The organism is Nitrospira moscoviensis, from assembly GCF_001273775.1.
Classification (GTDB): Bacteria; Nitrospirota; Nitrospiria; order Nitrospirales; family Nitrospiraceae; genus Nitrospira_D; species Nitrospira_D moscoviensis.
The window spans coordinates 3837712-3854529 of record NZ_CP011801.1; the positions used below are offsets into that span (position 1 = coordinate 3837712).

General features: G+C 63.8%; 16 protein-coding genes. 2 read left to right on the forward strand and 14 right to left on the reverse strand.

Going from position 1 to position 16818, the window contains the following annotated elements; all coding sequences use genetic code 11:
• Positions 1 to 50: 50 nt before the first annotated feature.
• The 9 genes from folE to NITMOv2_RS18700 all read right to left on the reverse strand — a co-directional run bounded on the left by folE (position 51) and on the right by NITMOv2_RS18700 (position 8926).
• Positions 51 to 701 carry a GTP cyclohydrolase I FolE gene (folE, locus tag NITMOv2_RS18660; protein WP_083448188.1) on the reverse strand — a complete coding sequence of 217 codons (651 nt, stop codon included), beginning with the start codon at positions 699 to 701 and terminating at the stop codon, positions 51 to 53.
• Between the two features lie 16 nt (positions 702 to 717).
• Positions 718 to 1128: a 6-carboxytetrahydropterin synthase gene (locus tag NITMOv2_RS18665; RefSeq protein ID WP_202967264.1), complete on the reverse strand. Its 411-nt coding sequence runs from the start codon at positions 1126 to 1128 to the stop codon at positions 718 to 720.
• A 98-nt stretch (positions 1129 to 1226) separates the two neighbouring features.
• Positions 1227 to 1547 (reverse strand): iron-sulfur cluster insertion protein ErpA, encoded by a 321-nt coding sequence (gene erpA / locus NITMOv2_RS18670; protein WP_053381303.1) that lies wholly within the window; start codon positions 1545 to 1547, stop codon positions 1227 to 1229.
• Between the two features lie 64 nt (positions 1548 to 1611).
• Entirely contained in the window at positions 1612 to 1959 is a 348-nt protein-coding gene (locus NITMOv2_RS18675; protein ID WP_053382158.1) for a 2Fe-2S iron-sulfur cluster-binding protein, read from the reverse strand.
• A 98-nt stretch (positions 1960 to 2057) separates the two neighbouring features.
• The gene (gene nuoF, locus NITMOv2_RS18680; protein WP_083448189.1) at positions 2058 to 3353 is read right to left on the reverse strand and encodes an NADH-quinone oxidoreductase subunit NuoF; all 1296 of its coding nucleotides are present in this window, start codon (positions 3351 to 3353) and stop codon (positions 2058 to 2060) included.
• A 213-nt stretch (positions 3354 to 3566) separates the two neighbouring features.
• Positions 3567 to 4154, reverse strand: coding sequence for a urate hydroxylase PuuD (locus NITMOv2_RS18685; RefSeq protein ID WP_053381305.1), 588 nt, complete (start codon positions 4152 to 4154; stop codon positions 3567 to 3569).
• Positions 4155 to 4274: 120 nt separating this feature from the next.
• A complete protein-coding gene (gene mdh, locus NITMOv2_RS18690; RefSeq protein WP_053381306.1) occupies positions 4275 to 5213 on the reverse strand; it encodes a malate dehydrogenase in 939 nt (312 codons plus the stop codon).
• Positions 5214 to 5408: 195 nt separating this feature from the next.
• Complete coding sequence (locus NITMOv2_RS18695; protein WP_053381307.1) at positions 5409 to 5822, reverse strand: hypothetical protein; 414 nt, start codon at positions 5820 to 5822, stop codon at positions 5409 to 5411.
• 83 nt (positions 5823 to 5905) lie between these two features.
• Positions 5906 to 8926, reverse strand: a complete 3021-nt coding sequence (locus tag NITMOv2_RS18700) for a VWA domain-containing protein (RefSeq protein WP_053381308.1) — start codon at positions 8924 to 8926, stop codon at positions 5906 to 5908.
• A 103-nt stretch (positions 8927 to 9029) separates the two neighbouring features.
• Here NITMOv2_RS18700 and NITMOv2_RS18705 point away from each other — a divergent pair, with 103 nt between their 5' ends.
• Both NITMOv2_RS18705 and NITMOv2_RS18710 read left to right on the forward strand, forming a co-directional pair.
• Positions 9030 to 9443, forward strand: a complete 414-nt coding sequence (locus NITMOv2_RS18705) for a ferredoxin-thioredoxin reductase catalytic domain-containing protein (RefSeq protein ID WP_053381309.1) — start codon at positions 9030 to 9032, stop codon at positions 9441 to 9443.
• A gap of 105 nt (positions 9444 to 9548) precedes the next feature.
• A complete protein-coding gene (locus NITMOv2_RS18710) occupies positions 9549 to 10415 on the forward strand; it encodes an HDOD domain-containing protein (RefSeq protein ID WP_053381310.1) in 867 nt (288 codons plus the stop codon).
• Between the two features lie 14 nt (positions 10416 to 10429).
• Here the strand turns inward: NITMOv2_RS18710 and NITMOv2_RS18715 are convergent, their stop codons facing one another.
• The 5 genes from NITMOv2_RS18715 to NITMOv2_RS18735 form a co-directional block, all read right to left on the reverse strand.
• Positions 10430 to 10855 carry a glycine zipper family protein gene (locus tag NITMOv2_RS18715; protein WP_053381311.1) on the reverse strand — a complete coding sequence of 142 codons (426 nt, stop codon included), beginning with the start codon at positions 10853 to 10855 and terminating at the stop codon, positions 10430 to 10432.
• On the reverse strand, positions 10852 to 11148 hold the full coding sequence (locus NITMOv2_RS18720; protein WP_053381312.1) for a DUF167 domain-containing protein: 297 nt from the start codon (positions 11146 to 11148) through the stop codon (positions 10852 to 10854). The genes NITMOv2_RS18715 and NITMOv2_RS18720 overlap by 4 nt, the downstream gene beginning before the upstream one ends.
• Positions 11149 to 11171: 23 nt before the next feature.
• Positions 11172 to 11990 carry a CbbQ/NirQ/NorQ/GpvN family protein gene (locus tag NITMOv2_RS18725; protein WP_053381313.1) on the reverse strand — a complete coding sequence of 273 codons (819 nt, stop codon included), beginning with the start codon at positions 11988 to 11990 and terminating at the stop codon, positions 11172 to 11174.
• Between the two features lie 103 nt (positions 11991 to 12093).
• Positions 12094 to 15198, reverse strand: coding sequence for a PAS domain S-box protein (locus NITMOv2_RS18730; protein ID WP_145976425.1), 3105 nt, complete (start codon positions 15196 to 15198; stop codon positions 12094 to 12096).
• A complete protein-coding gene (locus tag NITMOv2_RS18735; protein ID WP_053381315.1) occupies positions 15195 to 16703 on the reverse strand; it encodes a phosphatidylglycerol lysyltransferase domain-containing protein in 1509 nt (502 codons plus the stop codon). The genes NITMOv2_RS18730 and NITMOv2_RS18735 overlap by 4 nt, the downstream gene beginning before the upstream one ends.
• Positions 16704 to 16818: the final 115 nt, after the last annotated feature.

The window sequence follows — 16818 nt, forward strand, 5'->3', positions numbered from 1 at the left end:
CCGCGTGCTGGGGCGGGTGGGTGGAATCACGCCTTTATCAACCGCCTGCCTCAGTCGGAGTCGCCGACGCTGCGGTGGCGGATCAGCTTGAGGAATTCCAGGCGGGTTTGCTGCTGCGTGCGGAAAGCGCCGAGCATCGAGCTGGTGACCGCGATCGTATTTTGCTTTTCGACCCCCCGCATCATCATGCACAGGTGGCGCGCTTCCACCACCACGCCCACGCCGTGCGCGTTGAGCTTGTTCTGCAGCGTTTCGGCGATCTGCACCGTCAAACGTTCCTGCACCTGAAAGCGGCGGCTGAAGGCATCCACCACCCGAGGAATCTTGCTGAGCCCCACCACCTTTTTGTTCGGCAGATACCCGACATGACACTTGCCGAAGAACGGCAGCATGTGGTGTTCGCACATGCTGAAAAAATCGATGTCTTTGACGATGACCATTTCGTCGTATTCGATCGGGAACAGGGCGCCGTTCAGGAGATGGTCGATATCCTGATGATAGCCGCGCGTCATGAACTGCAAGGCCTTCGCGACCCGTTCCGGGGTCTTCAGCAATCCGTGGCGCTGGGGCGTTTCCCCCAAGGATTTCAGCAGGTCGGTGATGAGCGAGCGGACGTGCTCCGGATCGGCAGGGGGACTGATCGGGGGCAGCACTTCGATCCGATTCAGGCGCTGCAGGGTACGACGACGGGACTTGGCCATGGATTTTCTATTCCCTTCAGACCGGTGATGGCGCCGCATATTCAAAATAATTGTCGCGCGTCTCGATGACGCCGACTTTCTTCAGCTGTCCTTCCGGAAGATGCGGAGCGAGGAGATCCCAGATGAGCAAGACCAAATTTTCGCCGGTCGTCGTGCGATCGGCGAATTCCGGATCCTGATTCAAATCATGGTGGTCGAACCGCGTCACGATCCGCTCGCCCACGATACGGTCCAGGCGGGCTAGGTCGACCGCCTTCTCGGTTTCCGGCGTGCTCACCGTCACCAAGACGATATAGTTGTGCCCGTGCCCGTTCGGGTTGTTGCACTTGCCGAACGCCGCCCAGTTCTCTTCGGCGGAGAGATGCTCGGTGTGCAGCCGATGCGCCGCGCAGAACCGATACCGTCTGGTGATCGTAGTGTGTGCCATGTGGTGGCCGGCTGGACAGAAAACGAGGCCAGGATCACCGGCTCGGTGGTCCTGGCCTCATGGTATGGTCGGACTGCCGCAGAGCCGCCCCGGCCGTCTTAGGCGCTGAAGGAGCTACCGCAGCCGCAGGTGGTCTTCGCTTGCGGGTTCTTGATGGAAAACCCCGAGCCCTGGAGGCTGTCCACATAATCCACTTCGGCCCCCTGCAGGAGAGGCGCGCTCTGTGAATCCATGATGACTTTCACGTCGCCCTTGTCGATGACGGTGTCGTCCTCGGCCATTTTGGACTCGAACGCCATGCCGTATTGATAGCCGTGGCAGCCGCCGCCGCGGACGTAGATCCGCAATCCCACGACGTCTTTTTCTTCCGCCATCAGCTCCCTGATCTTCTGTTCCGCCACTGCGGTAATGGTGACCATTGGTTCCTCCTCTATAGATCCAGGCAGTCGCGCCTCACCTGGGTTGGCTTAGTGTAACACCTCTCTACCGAATATCAACACCCTGCGCTTCGGCAGACCGGCCGGTGGGAGCTTCCCACTTCGTCTCCGGCACCCGGACGACGACGTCGCCCAAGATCCTGGCCTGGCACCCCAGCCGATGCCAGGGCTCGCTCAACGCTTCCCGATCCAGCAGATCCTGCTCCTCGAAATCGATCTCCGACAGATGCTCGCCCCCGCTCTGCACTTCCACCCGGCAGGTCGTACAGGACGCGTTCCCGCCGCAGTCATGGTTGAGCGGAAAGCCCAGTTCCTTCGCGGCGTCGAGCAGGGTGAGGTTCCTCGTCACCACCCCGCTCTTCCCGTTGGAATGAAGAAAGGTCACCCGCGGCATCGTCTCTCGCCATTCGTCAATGGTCACTCGTCAATCGAACCGGCGAAATCGTCTCATTGTACAAACGACAGGCGGCGATTGACCAGAGCTCTCTTTCGTTACACCGCGACCGAAGCCGGCCGGTAGGGACACTGTTGCAGGCGGATATGGTCTTCGTACTCCTGCCGGAACAGCTTCACGCTGCTCTGAACCAGCACCGCCGCGCCGGTCACCAATGTGCAATAGCCGGTGCCCTTGACGAACCCACAGAGCTGCAGCAGACTGTCCAAATCTTTTTGAGTACCCTGCCCCTCTTCGATCTTTGCCATCAGCTGCGCCAGATTGAGGGTGCCCATGCGGCAGGGCGGGCATTGCCCGCAGCTCTCGCCTTTGAAGAAATTCGAAAAGTGCAGGGTCTTCGCGACCATGCAGGTGGCGTCGTCCACGACGATGACCCCCGCCGAGCCCAAACCGGTCCCGGCTTTTTTGAGCGAATCAAAGTCCATCGGCAGGTCAAGTTGGTCCGCCGTCACCATCGAGAAGGCGGGACCGCCCGGAAACACCGCCTTGATCTTGCGCCCTCCCGGCACGCCGCCGCTGCAACGCTCGATCAGCTCGCGGATCGTCACGCCCATCGGCATTTCATAGACCCCGGGCCGGTTCACCGCTCCGCTCAACGAGAACATCATGGTCCCCGGGCACTTCTCGGTGCCGACCTGCGTGAACCAGGAGGCGCCCTTGTAGAGGATGCGGGGAATATTGCAGAGCGTTTCGACGTTGTTCACGAGCGTCGGTTTGCCGTACAGCCCGAAGTCGGTCGGATAGAACGGGGGCTTCTGCCGCGGCATGGCGGGACGGCCCTGCATGGATTCCAACATGGCCGTCTCTTCTCCGGCGACGTAGCTGCCGTGGCCTTCAAAGACCTGCAAATCGATATCGACGCCGCTCCCGAATACGTTCTTGCCGAGAATTCCGCGCGCCTTGGCCTGCGCCAAGGCCTTGTGCAGATTCTCCCGCTCTTCCTGATATTCATGATTGACGTAAATGAAGGACGCCTTGGCCTGCACCGTGTAGGACGCGATCAAGCACCCTTCGATCAATTGGTGCGGCAGCGTCTTGAGCAGATGCCGATCCTTGAACGTCCCCGGCTCGTGCTCTCCGGCGTTGCAGACGAAGTAGCGTTCTTTCACACGGTGATTCAGCACCTTGTCCCACTTGACGCCGGTCGGAAATCCCGCCCCTCCGCGGCCGCGCAAGCCCGACTTCTTCAACTCTTCGACGATCTGTGCGGCCTTCATGTCCTGCACGCATCGCTTCCAAGCCTCATACCCGCCTGCCTTGAGATAGCCTTCGATCTCCCAAGGGGCTCCTTCAAACTGCTGAATCAGGCGTGGTTCGCTGGCCGTCGGCATCATCCAATCCTTCAGATCCTTCAGAAAAGTCCGGAGTTGAAAGGCGTACTATACGGCTCGGCGTCCCTGACGTCAAGGAAACCACTGGAGAATAGGCCTGAATCTCAATCAGTTAGGCCTGGAGGCCTAGCGGGAATGGGTAGAGAGGGGCAGCGGGGCGACTCGCGGGTCGCCGGCGGGAGAGGCGCGCCGGCGACGACGGAGACTTGAGATCGGTTATTTGAAATGGCTGCCGGCACCCATGAAGAACAACATGGGGATCGACAACAGGAAGTTCACGCGCGACGCCAACAGCGCTGTGCGACCCCACTGAGCCATTTCCGCCGGAGCGGGCGTGCCCTGCGCGGCCGCCGAAACGGCGGCGATGATCTTCTTCTGATTGGGCCAGATGATCGCATGCACGTTGGCCATCATGATGATGCCCAACAAGCCCCCGATGCCGAGCGCGATGGCGCCGGTTCCGCCTTTGGAATACAGGTAGAAGTAGAGGACGATGCCGGCCAATACCGTCACCGTCGCGCCGTGCCGGAACCAATTCAACGCCGCCGGCATCAGCTTGGGGATCACGACGTTCTTGGTCGGGCCGTCGAGGCTCTTGAGAAAGGCGGCGTTGATCAGGTTGAAGAAATACAGCAAGCCGATCCAGGTAATGCCGGCCAAAAAGTGCACCCAGCGCATGAGGACCCCGAACCAGTCGGCTTCGCCGGCCCCGATTCCACTGATGCCGAGAAATACCACTATCAAAACGACGGCGAGCGCAAACCCCGCGCCCATCGTCTGCATCGGATCTTCCAAAAATTTCATAGCTCCCTCTCGTCTAACGGTTTACTGCTAAGCTGGTGTCTGTACTGTAGCCGGGGCGAGATTGTCAAGAACGGGACAGTCACCCTTCCAATGACTGATGACTATTGACCGATGACCGTCTTACGCCGTCAGCCGATCGACCGCGGCGCAGAGCTCTCGCACGGCGTTTGCCGACACGTCGAGCGCGGCCCGTTCCTCGGCGGTCAGCTCGTACTCGACGATTTGCTCGGCGCCGCTGCGGCCGATTTTCACCGGCACGCCGACGACCACGTCCTTCAACCCGTATTCGCCTTCGCACAGAACCGCGCAGGGGAGGACGCGCTTCTCGTCCCGCATGATCGCTTCCACCATATCCACCGCCGCCGCGGAGGGCGCGTAGAACGCACTGCCCGTCTTCAGCAAGCCGACGATTTCGGCGCCGCCGTCGCGCGTGCGCTTCACGATCCCATCCAACGTGTCTTTCGACATCAGCTCGGAGACCGGCCGGCCTTTGACGGTGGTGTAGCGGGGCAAGGGGACCATCGTGTCGCCGTGCCCGCCCAACACCATGGCTTGGACATCCGGCCCCGGCACGTCGAGCGCGGCGGCGATAAAAGCCCGCATGCGGGCGGAGTCCAGCACACCGGCCATACCGAGAATGCGCGACTTGGGCAATCCGCTGACCCGGCGGGCGACGTGGACCATCGCATCCAGCGGGTTCGTGACGAGGATCAGAATGACGTCCGGGGATCGGGACACCAACTCCGTGACGACCGACTTCACGATCTTGGCGTTGGTCGCCAGCAGCTCGTCGCGGCTCATGCCCGGCTTCCGCGGGATGCCGGAGGTGATCACCGCCACCGCGGAGCCGGCCGTTTCTTCGTAGCCGTTCGTGCCGACGACGCGGGAGCTGTAACCGCACACCGGCCCGGCCTGGACGATGTCCAACGCCTTGCCCTGCGGCACCCCTTCCACGATATCGACCAGGACGACGTCGTACCGGTCTTTTTCCGCCAGTCGCTGCGCCGTCGTGCCGCCGACGTTGCCCGCCCCCACCACCGTAATTTTCGGTCGCCCCATTTCTCACCTCTGCTTCTTGTTCCCACCCTGCCGCCAAGAGAGGGCTCGGCATGAGTTCTTACTGCGCGGATAATCTCACCCGCCCACCCCTTGCGCCGGGGCGCACTCGCGCCCATGCGAGCACCGCCCGCGATCGAGTCATCTTATTGATCCCCGCGTGCGCGGTGGGCGAGCAAGAGAGACCGCCGGAGCCGCTCAGTGCCCCCCCTCGTGCTCCGTCCAGCCCGCGACTTTGAAGTTGATCGTGCAGACGAAATTCTCCCCGTCGTAAAAATTCACTTTGATTTTTTTCTTCCCATAGGTCTTCGCCAGGAACTCCTCGGGATGATCCACCAGCTCCTGATAGCCGCCCGGCGGGTATTCGCCGAGCTCGTGGAAGACCACGATCATCCCCGATTTGACTTCCTGCAGAATCTTGGCCGAGCAGCGCGGATACACCTCCCAGAACTTCTCTTCGATCATCTCCTTCGTCGGCTCGGGCCGATCCTCGCCCGGCTTCACCGGCTGCGCGAACTTCGCCAGGCGACGGACGTAGGGATACTGGTGCCCGGTGAACAACTTGTACAGCCAGGGCGGCACGTTCCGCTTGGTCGATCCCGTATCCATCATCCCACAGATCTTCGTGACGCGTGACGGGCGACTCGTGACAAGGAATCTGTCGCGCCACGCTGGTCACCCGCCACTTGTCGCTTTTAGGCGGTGAGTCTCTGGTAAATCCTCGGGAGCCGCACCGGCAGCGCCTCGACCCGATCGATCACCGTGTACTGCACGTCTCCGTACATCCGGCGCAGATAGTCGTCCCCTTCCCGATCGATCGTGACGCAGAAGGGATGGATCCCGGCCCGTCTCGCCTCCCGCAACGCCGCCTTGGTGTCTTCCAAGGCGTACTCGTCCTTGTAGTCCCCGTCCAAAGGACGCCCGTCGCTCAGCAGGACGAGGATGCGCGTCTTCGCGTCCCGCTTGAGCAGCTTCGCGCCGGCATGCCGGATCGCCGCGCCGTCACGGTTTTGCTGCCGGGGGGCCAGCCCGCCCAGGCGACCGGCCGTCGCGGAGCCGAGCCGCTCGTCGAACTCCTTGATCGTCAAACACTCCACCTGATGCCGTCCCTCTCCGGAATACGCATAGAGCGCATAGTCGTCACCCACGGCGTCGAGCGCTTCGCACAAGAGCGCCAGGCTGGCTTGCTCGATCTCGATCACCCGCCGGCCGCCGTCAATCCGCCGGTTGGTCGAGCCGCTCGCATCGACCAAGAACGCCACGGCGACATCGCGTTCCTTCTTGTCCCGTCTCACGTACAGGCGATCGTCGCCTTCATGCCCAGCCCGCTGCTCGGCGGCCCGGCGCACCGCCGCATCGATATCGAGTTCCTCTCCGTCTACCTGTCCGGCCAGCCGGCGGAACGCCGGCGGCCGCAGCCCCTCGAAGTACCGGCGCAACGATCTGATCGCGCTCGCATGCGCCACCAACGTGGCGGACACCGCTTCGTCGGAGCCCGCCTCCGCTTCGCGCTCCACGACACGGCACCAATGGATCCGATAATCCTGGATCGTATGGTCCCACTCCGGATAGTAGACGGCTCGCTGGCCCTGCGAGATGCCGGGCGACGGCTCCTGATCCACCTCCAGCTGGAGCAATTCATCGGCCACCGGCGGCAGCGAACGTCCCCCCCCCAGCACGTCGCCGGTCGTCGAGTTCCGCTCACCGGCCTTGCCGCGCGGCGACAGCCTGTCCGCCCGCTCCTTCGATCCGCCGCCATGGCTGGCGGTCGCGTCCGGCCCCGCCTGCCGGTCACCACGTTCCGTATCGCCTCTCGTGATGAACTCGGGATTCATCGCGCCGCGATAGAGCCAATTCGTCACAGGCTGGTACGGCTCGCTTGTCTCGGATGCCGCCGGCCCGGCGCCCAGTTCCGGATGCTCTTCGGTGGCGCGCTCGGCCTGCGCCATCTTGGCGTTGGAAGCCAACAGCTCGTCCATGCGCACATAGACATCATCCACCAACCGGACCGTGTCCTCCGCCGTCGCGCCCGTCCTCAGGAGCCGCCGGCAGAGGTTCCATAATAGTGCTACCTCTTCCATAACGGCGCGGGGGACCGCCAACGCGGCCTTCTCGCCGGTCGAAAGCCGGAGCAAGCCGTCGACGATCAGCTCTCTCACCGTCAAGCCGTGTGACGGATCGCGCGGCGTGATCGCCTCCTCAGCCAGCTTCGCCAGATCCTTGCGCAAGCCGGGGTAGGCCTGCTGCAGGAGGAATTCGACGCGCGCGTCCTCCAAAACCACCCACAGGTCGCGAACCAGTCGCGGATGGGGATAGAGCGCGAAGACTCCGGCTAACGTGTCCGGTATCGAGCCATCACCGCGGCCGTAGCGGCGCCGAACCCGGTCGATCAGATCGCGAAGAGGATCGAGCGTGAGACGATAGGTGCCGAATTCAAGATGGCCCGCCTCATGGGCGGCCATGATCAGATACAGCCGCTCGTTCTCCTCGGCGGTCGCATATCGGCGAAGGACGGCCGGCAGCGCGATCGTTCGGCCGTCCGCGCTGACCGTGGCTCGCGCGGCCTGGCCGATCGAATCCGGCAGCGCCGTGATCGCGACATCGGCTCCGCACAGTCCCTCGACGAACAACTTGACGGTTCTCGCCACTCGCCGAAGCGGAACACCGCTCAGGGCCGTTTCCACCGAGGCGAGGGCTTTCTGCGACGCCACGGCAAAATAGGCGCGCGCGCCGTCGATACTGTAGGCCAGCACTTCCATGCCAGCCTTGACCCAGCTCTCGAACCGCGGGCCGGCCTGGAGTTCCTCGCCGATCAGGCCGACGATCTCCGGGCAGCGTCGCAGATAGCTCAAGGCGGCCTCCGCATCTTTCTCGGCGATCAGCGATCCGTACTGCAAGACTCTGGTCTGCCACTCCACGGACGGCAGCCGGCGCATGAGGGCCGGCGCTTCACCTAGGCAGGCGATCCCTGCTTCGGGAGCACGATCGGCGAGTTGCGAGCCGAGGGCGATGGCACGCGAACGGACGGAAGCGGGCAGGTCGCCGAGGATGGCGGGACTGGTCCGCAAAAACTCCATCGTCCCGATGTAGTCCGGCTTTCCCAGGCTGTTGGGCGTGATTAATTTCAAGCCGAACGCAAGCCATCCGCGGACATCCTCCAACGGAAGCACCGGTGCCAACGCCGGAATCTGTCTGATATATTCCAGTCCCACGACCACGTCGACTTGGACCAAGTCGATGCCGACGGCGAGCCAGGGCCGCAGCTGCTCGAAGGGGACTCCGGCCAGAATGCGCGGCGCGGTGCGGAGATATTCCAGCGCCACGTTCACGTCCTCCTCGGCCAGGTCCAGACCGACAGCCAAGACAGCCGGCCGCGCCTCGGCCGGCTCGATCAGTCCGAGAATCAGCGGGCTGTCCTTGAAATACTTGAGCGCCGTGGCGCCGGAAGATTCGGCCAGCGCTACGCCGAGATCGAGCCACGGAATGACAAAGGATAAGCCGGCGCAGCGATCCAACTCGGGAAGCGCCTCTACGGCCGCCGTCGCGGCCTTGCCCGACCTCTCACCCAGCTCATCGAGGAGGGCCAGGACCGCCGCCGGTACATCGTGACGGTCCGGCAGGTGAGCCAGCCGATCAATCATATGCCCGGCCGTCGCGCTCCCCAGATCCTCACCGAGGCGGCGGGCCAACTCGTCCTGTGCCCGGGATAACGCCATGTGCCTTCGGACTCCGTGCAAAGTCACGGATTGTAAAGGACAGCCCGGCGCTTGTAAACTGGCGTTCCATGCGTCATTCAGGTGCCGAAGGAGAGGTGAGCGAATGAACGAGCCCCGCCAAGACAGCCTCGACAAGATGTGGAAATACGTCAAGGGATTCGCCGAGAAGAGCGGCACCACCATGCACCCCAACCCCGCGGTCACGGAAGCGGTGGTGAAGGGACTCGCGATGCATGTGGACGAACTGGGCAAGCCGCTCTGCCCCTGCAACTTCTATAAGGACAAGCAGGCTGAAGCGAAGCTGCGGCGATGGATCTGTGCCTGCGACGAAATGCAGATCTACAAGTACTGTCACTGCCTGTTGTTCGTTCGCGCAGACGGCATGCCGATTACGGAATATCTCCCCGAGGGGCATGAAGGACGGGAAGTCTACGGCCTCGTCACCGATCCGACGCCCGGCAAGGGTCGCGCCTTAAAGCACAAGGCCGCCGCTCCCGATCCTTCCACTTCGACGTGAATCCCGTCGAGGCCCCCTCCTTTAGAAGAACCGCCAACCGACCGATAGAGCAATCGGAAGCCGCTCCACCTTCGGTTCATCCCTGGCCTCCACCGGGAGAGCGTCATGCACGCGGCACGCGAGCTGGTTGAATCCTGTCAAACTCTTCTCTCCTTGCCGGAGATCTATCTCCGCATCCGGAAGGTCGTGGAAGACCGGCATTCTTCGATGGACGATTTGGCGAAGGCGCTGGCGCTCGATCCTTCCATGACGGCGCGCGTGTTGCAGATCGTCAACAGCCCGTTCTATTCGGTACCCCGGCGCATCGACACGCTGAGCCAAGCGGTGAATCTGTTGGGCATGCGGCCCATTCAGAATATCGTGTTCGCGACGAGCGTCGGGAAGGCCTTCCCCAAACTGCCGCCGACCGTGATGGACATGAACGCGTACTGGACCGCCAGCGTGTTGTGCGCGCTGCTGTCGATCCAGTTCGCGCGCCTCTCGCGGATACGGGACAGCGAGCCTTTCTTCATCGCCGGCCTGTTACGCGACATCGGCCACCTCGTGCTCTATCAAACGGCGCCGGATCGGGCGCAGTCGGCGCTCGTGGAGGCCCAGAACCTGAATCAACCGCTGGCGGAAGTGGAACGGGCGAGCATCGGATGCGATTACGCGGAGGTGGGTGCCGAGCTCATCAACAAATGGGGCATGCCGCCGCAGCTGGAACAGGTGATTCGCTATCAGCTCTCACCGGATCAGGCGTCCTCCGAAGCGCAGAGGGGCGCCGCCATTCTGTTTGCCGCCGGCACGTTGGTCGACTTCCTCGGCAGGCACGGATTGCGGAAGGCGATCCCCGCAGAGATATTCGCTGCGGCGCTTGGGCCTCTGCAGATCTCGCAACCCTCCGCCGAGGACGCGCTATCCAACGCGCTCGACCAGTTGAACGGCACGCTGGCGTTGATCTACCCGGCGGGGCGGTCGCTGGCGGCCTGACGTCATCGTCACGGTTACTCCCACCCGCTGACTTCGTAGCCCCGCGTGATGAGGCACCGGACGACGGCATCGGCATAGGCGTGCTCCGGCACCAAGGGTTTGTAGGCTCCGCCGACCAGGCCGATGATCAGCCCTAATCCGCCGCCTGCGGCGGCGCCGATGGCGGCACCCGCGCCGCCGCCGATCAATCCGGCCGACGCGCCGACCGCCCCTCCCACCGTCGCACCCAGTACGGCACCCGCCGCGGCGTTACCGCTCCGATGTACTCCGGGACGCAGACCCGCCTCTTCCGCCTGTTGCCGGCAGACCTCGATGTCCTGCCGCGCCATCTCCTTGCCGTAGAGTTGTAGATGTTTGTTGGACCGCAATAACGGCTCCGGCCCCGCGCAGGCGCTGACCGAGACAAGGAGCAACGGCAGTATGAAGATGTTTCTGTTCACGCTTCCGTCAGCCGTGCCATCACCAGGTCCGCCGTCATGCCGTGCAACCGCAACCGTTTCCGCCGGCCTTCCGCGCCGGATAGGATCACGACGCGGGCCCGGGGAATCCTACAGCGCTCGGCCAGAAAGCGAATGAGCGCCTCGTTCGCGGCTCCCTCGACCGGCGGGGCGGCCACGCGGATCTTCAGCGCGTCTCCATGGTACCCCGCGCATTCCGTGCGAGCGGCGTTCGGCTGCACGTGAACCACGAGGGTCGTACCGTCTGTGGTTTCCTGCGCGGGGGAACCCTTCATGGGCGTGGGATCGAAGCAGAGGATCAGAAGATGGCTTTGACGAGTTCTAAGATGCTTCGCTGCATGTCGGGATCGTCGGTGATGGGGCGGGCGACGGCGACGTCGCAGGCTCGGTCCGGCGGGACGCCTTGCCGGATCAACGTGCCGGCGTAGATCAACAGCCTGGTGCTCACGCCTTCTTCGAGCCCGTGGTTCTTGAGATTGCGGACTTTGCCCCCGAGTTTGACCAGGCTCCCGGCGACAGCGGCGCTCACGGCCGCTTCCCGTTCCACCACCCGCGCCTCGACCTCGGGCGTCGGGTAGTCGAACTCGATCGCCATGAAACGCTGCTTGGTGCTCTGCTTCAGATCTTTCAACACGCTTTGATAGCCGGGATTGTAGGACATCACGAGCATGAACTCGTCCGCCGCTTCGACGACCTGGCCCTTCTTCTCGATCGGCAGCAGGCGGCGGTCGTCGCTGAGCGGGTGGATGATGACCGTCGTGTCTTTCCGCGCTTCCACCACCTCGTCGAGATAGACAATCGCGCCGTGCTTGACTCCGAGAGTGAGGGGCCCGTCCATCCAGACCGTTTCCTGGCCTTTGAGCAGGTAGCGGCCGACCAGATCGGAGGCCGTCAGATCTTCGTGGCAAGCCACGGTGATGAGCGGACGCCCCAACTTGTACGCCATGTGCTGGACGAAGCGGGTCTTGCCGCAGCCGGTCGGGCCCTTCAACATCACGGGCATCTTGCTCGCCGCCGCGATCGTGAAGAGCGCAACCTCGTCGCGCACCTCGGCATAAAACGGCTCGTGCTCGATGCGATAGGACTGGAGAGCGAGTTCCCGGCCCGGCTGAGTCATCTGTGATGCATTCCTCGTGGTGGAGCAGCACGATAAACGGAACGGAGACCGAAGATCAACCCTTCGACAGGCTCAGGGCAGCCCCAGGCTTAGGGCAGGCCCCTCAGGCCACCTTGACGCTGTCCAGGACCTCGCGGACCTTTTGCATGAGGACGTTCGGAGTGAAGGGCTTTTGGAGAAACGCCGTCTCGCGCTTGACGCCCTGTGAAAAGACGGGATGGTCCGGGTAGCCGGACATGTACAACACTTTCATGTCGGGCCGCACGGCCGTCAGTTTTTCGGCGACCTCCGGCCCGCTCATCTGCGGCATGACGACGTCGGTCAGCAACAGGTGGATGGGGCCCAGGTGTTTCGCGCCGGTCAGCAGGGCTTCGATGCCGTGCCGCGCCACCAGCACGGTGTAGCCGTGCAGGCGGAGCGCTTCATGGACCAGCCCGCGTACCGCCGGCTCGTCTTCCACTAAGAGAATCGTTTCGCGGCCGCGCGCATGGCCCGCCGCGCCGGTGCCGACGTCCGCCCTCTGCGCGGCCTCATCCACGCGCGGGAAGAAAATCTTGAAGGTGGTCCCCCGACCTTGCTTGCTCTCCACCCCGATTGTGCCGCCGCTCTGCTTCACGATCCCGTAGACGGTCGAGAGACCCAGCCCGGTGCCTTTGCCCTTCTCTTTGGTGGTGAAAAAGGGCTCGAACAAGTGGGACTGCGTCTCCTCGTTCATACCATGGCCCGTATCCCGCACCGCCAACAGAACGTATGATCCTTCTTCCAGCACCATGGTTTCCCGCCGGGGACCTTTGCCGATCGTGACGTTGCGGGTCTCGATCGTGAGCCGCCCGCCGGTCGGCATCGCGTCCCGCGCGTTCACCGCCAGGTTCATGATCACTTGTTCGATCTGCCCCGGATCCGCCTTGATGGATCCCAACTGCTGATCGAGATCGGCGCACAGCTCGATGATGTCTTCCCCCAGGAGCCGGCGCAGCATGCCGTCCATGTTCATGATGACCGCGTTCAAATCCACGACCTTGGCCGACACGAACTGGCGCCGGCTGAAGGCCAACAGCTGCCCGGTGAGCCCCGCCGCGCGGTCGGCGGCCTTTTTCACCTCTTCCATCTCGCGATGCATGGGATCGGTCGGGGCCAGGCGGGTGAGAATCAGCTCGCTGTACCCGCGGATGACGGTCAGCAGATTGTTGAAATCATGCGCCACTCCGCCGGCGAGCCGGCCGACCGCTTCCATCTTCTGCGACTGCCGCAGCTGCGCCTCGGTCTGATGCAAGGCGTCCTCGGCCCGTGCCCGCTCGCCGAATTGCCCGATCTTGAGGCCGATGTCGGCCACCATCTTCAGCAACTCGTCGTCCGGCTCCCGGACCTGACGGCTGAAGAGCTCCACGACACCTTCGACGTCGCCCGCCACGCGGATCGGAAAGCCGAACGCCCCGTGCAGCCCGCCCTTCGCCGCCGCCTCGGCCCGGAGAAAATTGCCGTCCTGGGCCACGTCCGTGATCCACACCGGTTGCCCGCTCTCCCAAATGCGGCCCGGCAGTCCCGCGCCCGGTTTGAAGACCTGCCGCCATGTGGCCATCACGAACTCGTCGGCCTCGATGGAGGCCGATTTCCACTGATCGAGGCAGCGCAGCGTGCCGGTGGGTTTGTCGAACCGCCAAAAGACGCCGAGGTCCCATTCGAGGCTTTCGCCGACCGCCTGGATGATTTTCGGCACGGCCTCTTCCAAAGTCCTGGACTCCGACAAGACCCGCGTCACGGCATACTGCGAGGCCAGGCGCCGCTCGGTGCGCCGCCGATCGGTGATGTCCCGAATGAAGGCGCTGAAGATGTAGGCCTCGCCGATGCGGGCCGGTGAGACGGACAGTTCCACCGGAAATTCGCGGCCGTCCTTGTGACGGGCGGTGATCTCCACACGGCGGTTGAGAATGGACCCTTCGCTGGTCCGGAGAAACTCTTGAATGCCTTTGAAATGCGCGTCGCGATCCCGCGCGGGGATGATCGTGTCGGTCAACAGCCGCCCCAACGCCTCCTGCCGGGACCAGCCGAAAATCGCCGCGGCCTGCGCGTTCCAATCGGTGACGATCCCCGCCGCGTCGATCGTGACGACGCCGTCCAACGCCGTATCGACGATCGCCCGATTCCGCTCCTGGCTTTGCAGCAACGCCGCCTCGGCGGCGCGCGCCCAGGCGCTTTCCTGTTGCGCCTGCCGACACTCCGCCCGCAGCCGCGAGGTGGACCAGAGCAGCAACACCAGCAGCGGAACCCAGACCACCGTGCCGGCGATGCCGACTTTCCACAGGATGGATCGGATCGGCTGGAGCACGTAGTCCCGGTCCATGCGCATCAGCACCGTCCAGCCGTACCCGGGGAAATCGTCGAACCCCTTCGTCGACGCATAGCCGGTCACGACGCCGACGTGCCGCCGGAGATGCTCTTCTTCGATGAATCCCGGCCCGCCGTCACGGCTCGCCGCGGCCGACGGCAACCCCATCGAGAGCAAATTCAGATTCCCCTTGTGCTCCAAATCGGAGTCGACGAAGACCCTCCCCGACCGCGTCAGCATCTGATACTCCACCGACCCGACAAAACCCGAGCGCTGCTCCAGCGACCGGATCGTCCGCGTCGTCACCTCTTCGATCGTCGGCACCGCGATGCGACTGGTCACGACGCCGAGAAAATTGCCTTGCGAATCCAGGATCGGCGCGGAGAACCCCACGGTTTCGACGCCGTTGTCCGCATCATGGATCATGACGTCGTCGGAGACGATCTCCCGCCGGACGCGCGCCGCCTGAAACCAGGCGCTCCGGTTATAGTCCTGCCCCACCAGATGCTCGTCCGTCGCGGCGATCATGATCCCCTGCTGGTTCGTGACCCCCAGCCAGGCATACATCGGCGCATAGGCGGTCTTCATCCAGTCGAGATAGCCGGTGAGAAACGCCCGGTCGGAAGCGCGGAGCGCGAAGGCGCGGGCCATCATTTGCGCGTCGCCGTAGCGCTCGAACAACAGCCGGTCGAGTTTGTCGGCGACTTCGGCCGCCGCCAGCATCAGCTCTTCTCCCGAAGCCGCGACGAGATGCCGCTCGACGTACCGGAGCAAAAAGGTGCCCAGGCCGAGCGCGAGGACGGTCATCAGGACGATGAGAGAGGGCAGCCACCGATAGCGGCGCCATTCCGCTCCGGCGGACGATGTCACCGGGAAGCTCATGTCGGCCTTGTCAGCGTCCAATTGTCGATCATCATGGCAGGATGGTAGGCACGCTTCGCGGCGCGCAATCCCGGAAGGCCGGCGTCCTCCATGACGTTGAGGTACTCCGCACCCTGTTCGACGGCGCCCCGGCAGGCGGCGCGAAACAGGTATTGGGCCAGACCGGGGATCGTCCGATCGGCTACTTCGAGCAGCACACAATACGTCCGCGGCGTCAGCCAATACCCGAACGTGTAGGCCGCGACGGATCCTTCGACACGGGCGACGAGCCCTGTCAAGCCGAGCGGTTCCGCCTCGGCGAAGACCACCCGGTGCGCGGCCTGCGCATCGTCGAGCAGCAACTGGGCAACCGCGTCCAAGGTCCCGGCCGCTTTCTGCCGCGACCACCGATCATACAGCCCCCGGCACTCGGCCTGATCGTCCTTGGTGTAGGCCGCCAGCTCAATGGCCTGTTCCCGTTCGGCCCGGTTGCAGAGGGCGCGTTGCGACTTGTACCGATCGCCCACCAGTGCGGCGAGCGCCGGAGCATGATAGAGATAGTCCCCGTCTTTTCGGGTGCAGGAGAATCCGGCCGGCGCCAAGCCGTCCTTCTGCCGCGTCATCACGTTCTCGATCCGGCTGACCGGCGACGATCCGTTCCACTCCTCCATGAAATCGAACGCCCGAGCGACCGACCGATCCAACGGCCGTGGTCCGAGCGGTGGCAGGGGCATGAACATGCCATCGGCCGACTCGGCAAAGAGGTAGAGCGTCTGATCCCGCTCCAGCCACCAATACGGCAACAGCGAAGTCCACACGGCGTGGTAGGGAAAGGCATAGGCGGCCAGCGCATCGGCCGCGAGCAGTCCCGATTGGTCCAACGCGCGCGTCAATCTTCCAGCTTCCGAAAGGGTGAGGGGGGACAGACGCGGATCCACCGACCGCGACCGAGCCCGCGCTTTGAGCCGAGCGGTCAATGCCGGCAGCGGGCGCAGCACCACCACGTCATCCTGAAATCGGCCGACGAGCCGGGGATGGGCGGCCAGCGCGGCCAGCAGCGGTTCCGTTGCGAGGAGCGCCGTGATGTCCTCCGCGTGCCGTGCGATGGCAGGCGGCGGCGCCTCCACCATGAACGGACATTTGCTGTCCCAGCCCAAGAGTACGACCTGGTGCGCTTCGTCCCACATCAACGCCAGGGGATAGAGCCGGCAATCGAAGGGTCGGGCGTCATAGATGCGGCAATGGTTGGTGGCGGGATCGAATGCGGGGCACAGGTAGCCCTCCCCGGCCGGATTTTTGGCCAGCGCGATTTGCGACCCGCCGGGGTCGGGGAAGCAGGCCGGATCGACGCCCGCGGCCACAGCTCGGGTGATTTCCTCGCCGGTAAAATAGGGCCGCAGAAAGCTGTCGGCCTCGGGGAATCGGCAGCAGACGTCGCAGCGAACGCAGGCGGAGCTGGGCACCAGTTGCGGCGGTTCCCGCCGCGCGGTGACCGGCGGCTCTGACTCGACCCTGACGAGGTCCATCGGATGTCCATCATACGACGCGTAAAAACACGTGGCAAGAAACGTTCCGTTTCTCTTCGAGAAGCACCGGCTCGGAGCCACGCTTCCCGCCCGAGCGATCGTAAAATCCGCGTAT